The 10,014-nt window shown below is 74.8% G+C and carries 8 protein-coding genes and 1 pseudogene; 6 read left to right on the forward strand and 3 right to left on the reverse strand.

Going from position 1 to position 10,014, the window contains the following annotated elements; all coding sequences use genetic code 11:
* The first annotated feature begins 29 nt into the window (after positions 1-29).
* The 3 genes and pseudogenes from AB0B20_RS11520 to AB0B20_RS11530 all read left to right on the forward strand — a co-directional run.
* The gene (locus AB0B20_RS11520) at positions 30-854 is read left to right on the forward strand and encodes a DUF3152 domain-containing protein (RefSeq protein WP_357470006.1); all 825 of its coding nucleotides are present in this window, start codon (positions 30-32) and stop codon (positions 852-854) included.
* Positions 855-895: 41 nt separating this feature from the next.
* The gene (moeZ, locus tag AB0B20_RS11525; RefSeq protein ID WP_357470009.1) at positions 896-2,143 is read left to right on the forward strand and encodes an adenylyltransferase/sulfurtransferase MoeZ; all 1,248 of its coding nucleotides are present in this window, start codon (positions 896-898) and stop codon (positions 2,141-2,143) included.
* Between the two features lie 118 nt (positions 2,144-2,261).
* Positions 2,262-3,131 (forward strand): annotated as a pseudogene (locus AB0B20_RS11530) (hypothetical protein); the annotation flags it as partial.
* Positions 3,132-3,575: 444 nt separating this feature from the next.
* Here the strand turns inward: AB0B20_RS11530 and AB0B20_RS11535 are convergent.
* Together AB0B20_RS11535 and proB are read right to left on the reverse strand one after the other, a co-directional pair.
* Complete coding sequence (locus tag AB0B20_RS11535; protein WP_357470012.1) at positions 3,576-4,817, reverse strand: glutamate-5-semialdehyde dehydrogenase; 1,242 nt, start codon at positions 4,815-4,817, stop codon at positions 3,576-3,578.
* Between the two features lie 74 nt (positions 4,818-4,891).
* Positions 4,892-6,049 carry a glutamate 5-kinase gene (gene proB / locus AB0B20_RS11540; protein ID WP_357383468.1) on the reverse strand — a complete coding sequence of 386 codons (1,158 nt, stop codon included), beginning with the start codon at positions 6,047-6,049 and terminating at the stop codon, positions 4,892-4,894.
* A gap of 13 nt (positions 6,050-6,062) precedes the next feature.
* Between proB and AB0B20_RS11545 the strand changes: the two genes are divergently transcribed.
* The 3 genes from AB0B20_RS11545 to AB0B20_RS11555 are packed head-to-tail and all read left to right on the forward strand — an operon-like array spanning position 6,063 to position 9,288.
* Positions 6,063-6,377 (forward strand): MGMT family protein, encoded by a 315-nt coding sequence (locus AB0B20_RS11545; protein WP_260039899.1) that lies wholly within the window; start codon positions 6,063-6,065, stop codon positions 6,375-6,377.
* Positions 6,378-6,409: 32 nt separating this feature from the next.
* Positions 6,410-7,777: an MFS transporter gene (locus tag AB0B20_RS11550; RefSeq protein WP_357383471.1), complete on the forward strand. Its 1,368-nt coding sequence runs from the start codon at positions 6,410-6,412 to the stop codon at positions 7,775-7,777.
* Positions 7,778-7,809: 32 nt separating this feature from the next.
* On the forward strand, positions 7,810-9,288 hold the full coding sequence (locus AB0B20_RS11555) for an aminotransferase class V-fold PLP-dependent enzyme (protein WP_357383473.1): 1,479 nt from the start codon (positions 7,810-7,812) through the stop codon (positions 9,286-9,288).
* A 48-nt stretch (positions 9,289-9,336) separates the two neighbouring features.
* On the opposite strand, the gene AB0B20_RS11560 is transcribed toward AB0B20_RS11555, so the two are convergent.
* Positions 9,337-10,014 (reverse strand): hypothetical protein (locus AB0B20_RS11560; RefSeq protein WP_357470016.1); only part of this gene is annotated, 678 nt, incomplete at its 5' end.

Below are 10,014 nucleotides of genomic sequence, written 5' to 3' on the forward strand. Positions count from 1 at the left end.
ATGCCCGAATTGCATGGCACGCTGAGGTCATGACCTCGTCGTACCCCTACGACAGACCTGCCGCGCCGCCGCCCGAGCGTCCCACCCTGCGCCGGATGCGCCGTCGCCGTCGCCGCTCGGTGCTGCTGCTGGCGATGCTGTTCGCGGCCGTCAGCGGCGCGTTGGGCATCGCCCGGCTGAGCGCCCCTCCGGCCGGGCGCACGCAGCTGCCGCTCGCCGCCGAACCGTCGTTGGCGCGCGGCGCCGAGCCGGACCTCCCGGCCCCGGCGCCGACCGGCTACCCCACCGCCGGCCCCGGCACGTTCGCGGTGGCCCAGGGCCGATCTCCGGTACGCGGACACGACGGCCCGCTGCGCCGCTACCGGGTCGAGGTGGAGCAGGGTACGGGGCAGGACGCCGACGGCTTCGCCGCGACAGTGGACGCGGTGCTGGGCGACCCGCGGAGCTGGATCGCCTCCGGGGAGCTGCGGGTGCAGCGGGTGCCCGAGGCGGCGGCGGCCGACTTCACCGTCTACCTCGCCACCCCGGTCACCTCGGAGCGGATGTGTGCCGAGGGCGGCCTGCGCACCGACCGGTACACCTCCTGCCGGCTGCCCGGCCGGGTCGTGCTCAATCTGGCCCGCTGGATGACGGCGGTGCCCGACTACGGCGCCCCGATCGAGGTCTACCGCACGTACGTGATCAACCACGAGGTCGGGCACGAGTTCGGCGAGCTGCACCAGGCCTGCCCCGCGCCGGGGGCGCCCGCGCCGGTCATGCAGCAGCAGACGTACGGGCTGGACGGCTGCGTGCCGAACGCCTGGCCGTACGTCGGCGGGATCCGCTACTCCGGCGAGCCCACCGACGGCGTCTGAGTTATTCCCGGTCCCGCAGTTCGGGCGCAGTGTCCCTCATCATGGCCGATCCCCGTCCCGGCGAGCAACAATGGCGCGGTCACACCGCCGATCCCGGGGAGTCCACCGTGTCGTTGCCCCCGCTCGTCGAACCCGCCGCCGAGCTGACCGTAGACGAGATCCGCCGCTACTCACGCCACCTGATCATCCCGGACGTCGGGGTCGAGGGGCAGAAGCGGCTGAAGAACGCCCGGGTGCTCTGTGTGGGCGCCGGTGGCCTCGGCTCGCCGGCCCTGCTCTACCTGGCCGCGGCCGGTGTCGGCACGCTCGGCATCATCGACTTCGACACCGTCGACGAGTCGAACCTCCAGCGCCAGGTCATCCACGGCGTCTCCGACGTGGGCCGGTCCAAGGCCGAGTCCGCCGCGGCGTCGATCCGCGAGATCAACCCGCTGGTCAACGTGGAGATCCACAACACCGCGCTGGACCGGGAGAACGTCCGGGACATCTTCTCCCGGTACGACCTGATCGTCGACGGCACCGACAACTTCGCCACCCGCTACATGGTCAACGACGCGGCCGTGCTGCTCGGCAAGCCGTACGTCTGGGGTTCGATCTACCGCTTCGACGGCCAGGCGTCGGTGTTCTGGGCCGAGCACGGTCCCTGCTACCGCTGCCTCTACCCGGAGCCCCCGCCGCCCGGCATGGTCCCCTCCTGCGCCGAGGGCGGCGTGCTCGGCGTGCTCTGCGCGTCGATCGGGTCGATCCAGGTCAACGAGGCGATCAAGCTGCTCGCCGGCATCGGTGAGCCGCTCGTCGGCCGGCTGATGGTCTACGACGCCCTGGAGATGAGCTACCGCAAGATCAAGGTCCGCAAGGACCCGAACTGCGTGCTCTGCGGCGAGAACCCGACCCTCACCGACCTGATGGAGGACTACGAGGACTTCTGCGGCGCGGTCTCCGACGAGGCGCAGGAGGCGGTGGTCGACTCGACCATCACCGCGCTGGAGCTGAAGGACTGGCAGGACTCCGGCAAGGACATCTTCCTGGTCGACGTGCGCGAGCCCGCCGAGTACGAGATCGTCCGGATCCCCGGCGCGACGCTCATCCCCAAGGGCGAGATCCTGTCCGGTGAGGCGCTGGCGAAGTTCCCGCAGGACCGGCAGATCGTGCTGCACTGCAAGTCCGGCGTCCGCTCCGCCGAGGCACTGGCCGCGCTGAAGGCGGCCGGCTTCGCCGACGCGGTGCACCTCCAGGGCGGCGTGCTCTCCTGGGTCAAGCAGGTCGACCCGTCGCTGCCCGCGTACTGAGTCGCGTCGATGGGCCCGCCCGGTGCGCCGGGCGGGCCCGTCGTGTTCTCCGGGGCCCTTGGCGTGGGCATACGCCGGGTCACGCAACCCCCACGGCGACCGGTGGGCCGGGGCGGTCCTGACCGAGCTACCGAGGCGTAACTTCGGCCGCGCCAGTACCGTCGGTGCCGTGGTGGACTTGGACGCGGCGATCGGATTCGTCGTCGCTCACGGTGACGCGGTGGACCGCGCCCGTCTCTCCCGGCTGCGCACCGGCGCTCCGGTGCCGCCCGGCGTGCTCGACGCCGCCGAGACCGGGCAGGCGCCCGGCGGCGGCTGGCCCGCCGTCCTCGACGGCGAGGTCGCCTCGATCGACGCGACCTGCTACCGCCTCGCCGAGCTGGACGACCTCGGGGCGCTGGGCCGCCCGGCCGCCCGGCACGCGTTGGACTGGCTGGCCGCCCGGCAACTGCCCGACGGCGGCTGGGACGAGGACCCCTCGCTGGCCTGGCTCGCCCCCGAGTGGGCCACGCCCGGCGATCCCGAGGCCCGGCTCTACCAGACCGCGAACGCGGGGTTCTGGCTGACCGTGGCCGGGCTGGACGCCCGCGCCGCCGGGCCACTCGACCACCGGGTCGGCGGCGCGTACGCCGGTGTGGTGCAGGCGGCGGCGCAGGCGCTGGCCGCGCAGCTCGCGCCGGACGGAAGCTGGCCGTCCTTCCTGCCCGCCGGCTGGCTCGCCGCCGCGGTGCTGCACCGCCAGCGGATGTACTACGAGTCGGCGCGCATCCAGGCGGTGCTGGCCGACCGGATCCCCCGGATGTCCCCGGCCGACGTGGCCTGGCTGGCCGCCACACTGCGCCGGGTCGACGTGGGCGAGGAGCAGTGGCTGCTGGTCTCCGCGCGCCGGCGGCTCGCCGAGACCCAGCGCAGCGACGGCGGCTGGGACAGCGACGACGGCCACCAGTTCGACGTGCACACCACGCTGCGGGCGATCCGCGCGTGCCGCCCGCACACGCCGGAGGCCCCGGTGTCCGGAGCGCCGTTCGTGGTGCCGCAGACCGCCGAGCTGCCCCCGCCACCCGCCGTGCCGATTCCGCGCCGGCCGGCCGTGGCCGCGCCACCACCCTCCGCCGCGCCTCCACCGCCCGCCGCCCCACCGCCTCCTGCCGTCCCGCCGCCTCCCGGCGAATCGCCGCCGCCGCACGTGCCGCCGGGATCCGGCCCCGAGTGGTCCCTCGGTCCCGGCCCTGATCCTTCGCCCGGTCCGGACGCCGGGCCCGCGCCGTGGTCGGCCTGGACGGTCCTGCCCGACCTGGCGGTGGAGGACGGCTCGGCGTCGGCGCCGGTGTCCCCGGGGATGCCCCCGCTCGTCGTGCCGCCCACGACACCGGGTGCCCCGGCCACCTCGGCGGACGGGGACCCACTCCAGCTCACATAGCCGGCCTCACTGTCAGCGCACGTGACCGTCCCCGGTGACCACGTACTTGGTGCTGGTCAGCTCCGGCAGGCCCATCGGGCCGCGCGCGTGCAGCTTCTGCGTGGAGATGCCGATCTCCGCGCCGAAGCCGAACTCGCCGCCGTCGGTGAAGCGGGTGGACGCGTTGACCATGACCGCTGCGGCGTCCACCCTGGCCACGAACTCCCGGGCCGCCCGCTGCGAGTCGGTGACGATCGCCTCGGTGTGGCCGGTGCCGTACCGGCGGATGTGCGCGACCGCGGCGTCGAGCGAGTCGACGACGGCGACCGAGATGTCGGCGGAGAGGTACTCGGTGCCGAAGTCCTCCTCGGTGGCCGCGACCACTGCGTCGGAGTGGGCTGCGACCTCGGGCGTGCCGTGCACGGTCACCCCGGCCTCGGCGAACGCGGCCAGCACGGCCGGCAGGAACCCGTCCGCGACGTCACGGTGCACCAGCAGCGACTCGGCCGTGTTGCAGGTGGACAGGCGCTGCGTCTTGGCGTTCAGCGTGACCGCCAGGGCCTTGCCGAGGTCGGCGGCGGCGTCCACGTACACGTGGCAGTTGCCCACGCCGGTCTCGATCACCGGCACCGTCGACTCCTCGACCACGGCGCGGATCAGCGACGCGCCGCCGCGCGGGATCAGCACGTCGACCAGGCCCCGGGCGCGCATCAGCTCCTTGACCGACTCGCGGGTGCTGGAGTCGAGCAGTTGCACCGCGTCCGCCGGCAGCCCGGCGCCGGCGACCGCGTCACGCAGCACCGCGACCAGCGCCGCGTTGGAGTGCGCGGCCGACGAGGAGCCGCGCAGCAGCGCCGCGTTGCCGGACTTCAGGCAGATCCCGGCCGCGTCGACTGTCACGTTGGGCCGGCCCTCGTAGACGATGCCGACCACCCCGAACGGCACCCGGATCTGGCGCAGCTCCAGGCCGTTGGGCAGCGTCGAGCCGCGTACCACCTCGCCCACCGGGTCGGGCAGCGCGGCCATCTGGCGCAGCGCGTCGGCGATGGCGGCCACCCGGCCCTCGTCGAGCGCGAGCCGGTCCAGCACGGCCGCGGACAGCCCGGCGTCGCGCCCGGCCGCCAGGTCCGCCGCGTTCGCGGTCAGGATCTCCGGGGTACGCGCCACGAGCGCGTCGGCCATCGCCTGCAGCGCGGCGTCCTTGACGGTACGGGTGGCCGTGGCCAGGGCTTCCGCCGCGTCCCGGGCTCGCCGGGCCTGCTCGACGACGCTCATCGTGCGTACTCCTTCGGACGGGGTTCAAGGAGGGGCCCCTTCTTAACAGACGTCTGTTAAGAAGGGCCCCTTGCTTACAGCAGGACCAGGTCGTCGCGGTGGACGACCTCACGTTCGTACGCCGGGCCGAGCGCCGCGGCGAGTTCGGAGGTGGACCGGCCGAGCAGGCCGGGAAGCTCCACCGCGTCGTAGTTGACCAGGCCCCGGGCCACCGGCGCCCCGGCGGTGTCGACCAGGTCCACCGGGTCACCGGCGGTGAACGCGCCGTCGACGGCGGTGATGCCGGCGGGCAGCAGCGACTTGCGGCGGCCGACCACCGCCTGCACCGCGCCCGGGTCGAGGTGCAGCCGGCCCCGGGGGGCGGTGGCGTGCGCCAGCCAGAACAGACGGGCGGCGGGGCGGCGGCTGCTCGGGTGGAAGTACGTGCCGACCGGCTCCCCGGCGAGCGCCGGCGCGGCCAGCGGCGCGGCGGTCAGCACCACCGGGATGCCGAAGCCGGTCGCGATGCGGGCCGCCTCGACCTTCGTCACCATGCCGCCGGTGCCCACCCCGGCGCGGCCGGCCCCGCCGACGTCCACGCCCGCCAGGTCGCCCTCGCCGTGTACCTCGGTGATGCGGGTGCTGCCCGGGCGGGCCGGGTCGCCGGTCCAGAGCGCGTCGACGTCGGAGAGCAGCACCAGCAGGTCGGCGTCCACGAGCGCGGCGACGAGCGCGGCCAGGCGGTCGTTGTCGCCGAACCGGATCTCCTCGGTGGCCACCGTGTCGTTCTCGTTGACGATCGGCACGGCGTGCAGGTCGAGGAGCTTGCGCAGCGTCCGGTACGCGTTGCGGTAGTGCGCCCGCCGGGTCACGTCGTCCACGGTGAGCAGCACCTGCCCGACGGTGCGGCCGTGCCGGGCGAACGCGGCGGCGTACCGGCCGATGAGCAGGCCCTGGCCGACGCTGGCGGCGGCCTGCTGGGTGGCCAGGTCGCGCGGGCGCCGGGGCAGCCGCAGCGGGGCGAGCCCGGCGGCGATCGCGCCGGAGGAGACCAGCACCACCTCGCGTCCGGCGGCGGCGAGCCCGCCGAGCGTGTCGACGAGCGCGTCGACCCGGGCGTCGTCGAGGCCGCCCGTCGCGGTGGTCAGCGAGGACGAACCGATCTTGACCACGATCCGCCGGGCCGAGGTGACTGCTTCGCGCACCCGACCATTCTGCGCGCTGCGGTCTGCCGCGCCGCGGCGCGTTCCCATATCGTGGCAGCTCGTGACACCTGACGAGTACGTCGAGGCGGTGCTGGCGCTTGTCGAGCGGATTCCGCCGGGGCGGGTGATGTCGTACGGGGCGGTGGCCGACGCGCTGGCCGACCGCTCGGGGCGGGCGTCGCCACGGCTGGTCGGCTCGATCATGGCGCGGCACGGTGGCGGCGTGCCGTGGCACCGGGTGGTGAACTCGGCCGGCCGGCTGCCGCCGGGTCACGAGCGCAAGGCGCGGGAACGGCTGCTCGCCGAGGGGTGCCCGCTGCGCGGGGACCGGGTGGACCTGGCGGCGGCGTCCTGGTCGCCGGACGAGGGGATGTGACGCGGGCCATAACGTGAGTAGCATTCGGCGCCATGACAGCTTCGGGCCTGCCCCGCCGGGTGCACCTCGGGTACGCACTGGGTTCCCTGGTCACCGGCGCGTTCGGCACCGTGCCCGGGCTGCTCCTGCTGCCGTACCTCACCGACACGCTCGGCGTCGCCGCCGGACTGGCCGCCCTGCTGGTGCTGCTGCCGAAGGCGTGGGACGTGCTGGTCAACCCGGTCGCCGGGCGGATCTCCGACCGGACCCGCTCCCGCTGGGGCGCGCGCCGGCCGTACCTGCTCGGTGGCGGGCTCGCGCTAGCGGTGCTGTTCGCCTCGATCTTCGCCGCGCCGTTCGCCGACGGTCCGGCCGCCGCCGCGTACGTGGCCCTGGCGTTCCTGGCCACCGCCACCGCGTTCGCGTTCTTCCAGGTGCCGTACGTGGCCATGCCGGCCGAGCTGACCGCCGACCCGGCGGAGCGTACCCGGCTGATGACCTGGCGGATCGCGGTGCTGGCGCTGGCCATCCTGGTCTCCGGCGCGGTGGCCCCGGCGGTGGTGAGCGCGGGCGGCGACGGCGTGCCGGGCCACCGGTGGATGGGCCTGTTCGTCGCCGCGCTGATCGTCGCCGGCACGATCGGCGTCTTCCTCGGCACCCGGTCGGCGCCGACCGGGACGGTGGGGGAGAGCGAGCCGAGCCTGCGCGCGCAGCTCGCTGTCGCCACCGGCAACCGGCCGTTCCGGGTGCTGCTGATCTGCTTCGTGATCCAGTCCGCCGGGGTGGCAACCGTGCTGGCCGGGGTGAAGTACTTCGCCGACCAGGTGCTGCGCGAGCCGGACAGCGGCCCGACGCTGCTGTTCGCCTGCTTCGTCGCGCCCGCGCTGCTGGTCATGCCGCTGTGGTCGCGGGCGGGCGCGCGGCTGGGCAAGCGGACGTCGCTGGTCGCCGCGTCGCTGATCTTCGCGGCGGGAGCGCTGGCCCTGGTCGCCGCGCCCGCTCTGCCCGCCGCCGCGGCCTACGCGGTGGTCGCGGTGATCGGCGTCGGGTACGCGGGCCAGCAGGTGTTCGCGCTGGCCATGCTGCCGGACTGCATCGCGTACGACACCGCGCGCACCGGGCGGCGGCAGGCCGGGGTGTTCACCGGGCTGTGGACCGCCGGGGAGACGTTCGGGCTGGCGCTGGGGCCGGGCATCTACGGGCTGGTGCTCCAGCTCTCCGGCTACGTCTCCTCGTCCACCGGCACCGCCGCCGTCCAGTCCGACTCGGCACGGCTGGGTGTGCTGCTCGGCTTCACCGTGCTGCCCGCCCTGCTCGTGGCGATCCCGCTGGTGCTGCTGCGCGGCTACACACTGACCCCGGCGCAGCTGGCCACCGCCGCACCCGTGGTCGACGACGCCGCGCCGGCCGCGCGGGCGTGAGCGCCGGCCCGTCCCACGAGAGGAACCACCCGATGACCGACACGGTAGGTGTGAGCGCTCTGCCCGCGCGGGGGATGCCCGCGACGGACGTACTAGGCGAGATCCGCGCGCTGCGCGCCGCCGACCGGCCGACGCACGGCGGGCGGCTGTTCGCGTACGTCTACGACCCCGGCGTGGCCGGGCTGGACGAGCTGGCGCAGGCCGCGTACGCGCAGAGCGCGCACGTCAACGGCCTCGACCCGACGGCGTTCCCGTCGCTGCTGGCGATGGAGAACGCGCTGGTCGGCGCCGCCGCCCGGCTGCTCGGCGGCGGCCCCGGCACCGACGCGCCGGACGTGGTCGGCAGCGTCACCAGCGGCGGCACCGAGTCGCTGCTGCTCGCCGTCAAGGCGGCCCGAGACGCCCGTCCCGACCTGGCCGAGCAGCGGATCGTGGCACCGGCCGGCGCGCACGCCGCGTTCGCCAAGGCGGCGCACTACCTGCGGGTCGCGCTGGACACCGTGCCCGTCGACCCGGTGACGTTGCGGCCGGACGTGGCAGCGATGGCCGCCGCGATCCGTCCGGAGACCGTGCTCGTGGTGGCGTCCGCGCCGTCGTACGCGCACGGGGTCGTCGACCCGGTCGCCGAGATCGCCGCCGTCGCGCGGGCCGCCGGGGTGCGCTGCCACGTCGACGCCTGCTTCGGCGGCTGGGCACTGCCCTGGCTGCGCCGGCTCGGCGCGCCGGTGCCGCCGTTCGACTTCGCCGTGCCGGGGGTCACCTCGATCTCGGTGGACCTGCACAAGTACGCGTACGCGCCCAAGGGCGTCTCGGTGCTGCTGCACCGCGATCCGGCGCTGCGCGCGGCGCAGTTCTTCGCGTACGCGGACTGGCCCGGATACACGATGGTCAACCCGGTGATCGCCTCCACCCGGTCCGGTGGGCCGATCGCCGCCGCGTACGCCACGTTGCGCCACCTCGGCGAGGACGGCTACCTGCGGCTGGCCGCCGCGACCCGGGACGCGGTCGCCGGGCTCGCCGACGCGGTCCGGGCCACCGGCGGCCTGCGGCTGATGGCCGAGCCGGAGACCACAGTGGTCTGCTTCACCAGCGACGATCCGGGGCTCGACCTGTTCGTGCTGGTCGACGAGCTGACCGCGCGTGGCTGGCACACCCAGCCCCAGCTCACGTACGCCGATCTGCCGGCAAGTGTCCACCTCACTGTCACCGCGGCGGTGGCGCCCCGGGTGGCCGAGTTCGGCCCGGCGCTGGCCGAGGCGGTCGCGGCGGCCCGCGCCGCCGGGCCGGTCGTGCTGCCGCCGGAACTGCTGGCGCTCGCAGGCAGCCTCACGCCGGAGGCGCTCACCCCGGACATGGTGGCCGGGCTGGCCGGCGGGCTCGGCCTGGCCGGCGGCGCCGGTGTGCCGGACCGGATGGCGGTGGTCAACACGCTGCTCGACGCCGCCCCGGCGCGGCTGCGGGAACGGCTGCTCGCCGAGTTCGTCGGGTTGCTCCAGCGCCCGGCCTGGTGACACGGCGACGCCCGGCCGGCGCGTGGGCGCCGGCCGGGCGGGCGACTGTCAGCTCGCGGCGGCCCCGGTCACCGTGAACGACGTGGTGTTGTCAGACGGGTCCACGTCCTGCGGGTCGTCGGCCCCCCAGAAGTAGCTCCCGGTCACGGTGAGGCGGCCGGTGCCCAGCTCACCCGTGGCCGTGCCGACGGGTGCCCAGAGGAAGACGTCGAAGGTGCGCTCCTCGCCCGGCATGAACCGGCCGCCCGGCACGGAGAACCAGTACGGGAAGCTCGGCGAGTCCTGCGGCTCGATGTGGTGCACCTCCACGCCCGCGGGCAGGGCGGCCTCGACGTTGAGAGCGAAGGTCGGCGCGTCGTTGCCGTAGCGCACGGTGACCGGCATCCGGCCGAGCAGGGTGCCGTCCGGCTGCGGGGCCAGCGTCACCGCGCTGCCCCGGATGCCGAGGTCGGTGTCGACGGCCTGCACGTACGGGCGCGGCTTCCGCAGGCTGCCGCCGGTGGAGCGGAAGAGGGTGGTGAAGCCGGTGGCGTCGGAAGCCGCGGCGGCACCGTCCGGGACGACCTCGATCCGCCCGCCGTTCGCCACCATCGGGTAGCTGCGGGCGGTGGTCCAGACGTGGAACCCGAGCCGGAAGGTGAGGCTCTTGCCCGCCTCGATCTGGTCGCCGCCGCAGGTGATCACCAGCCGGTTCTCCACCAGGCGGTTGTAGAGGCAACCACCGCC

The organism is Micromonospora sp. NPDC049151 (assembly GCF_040648395.1).
Lineage (GTDB): Bacteria > Actinomycetota > Actinomycetes > Mycobacteriales > Micromonosporaceae > Micromonospora.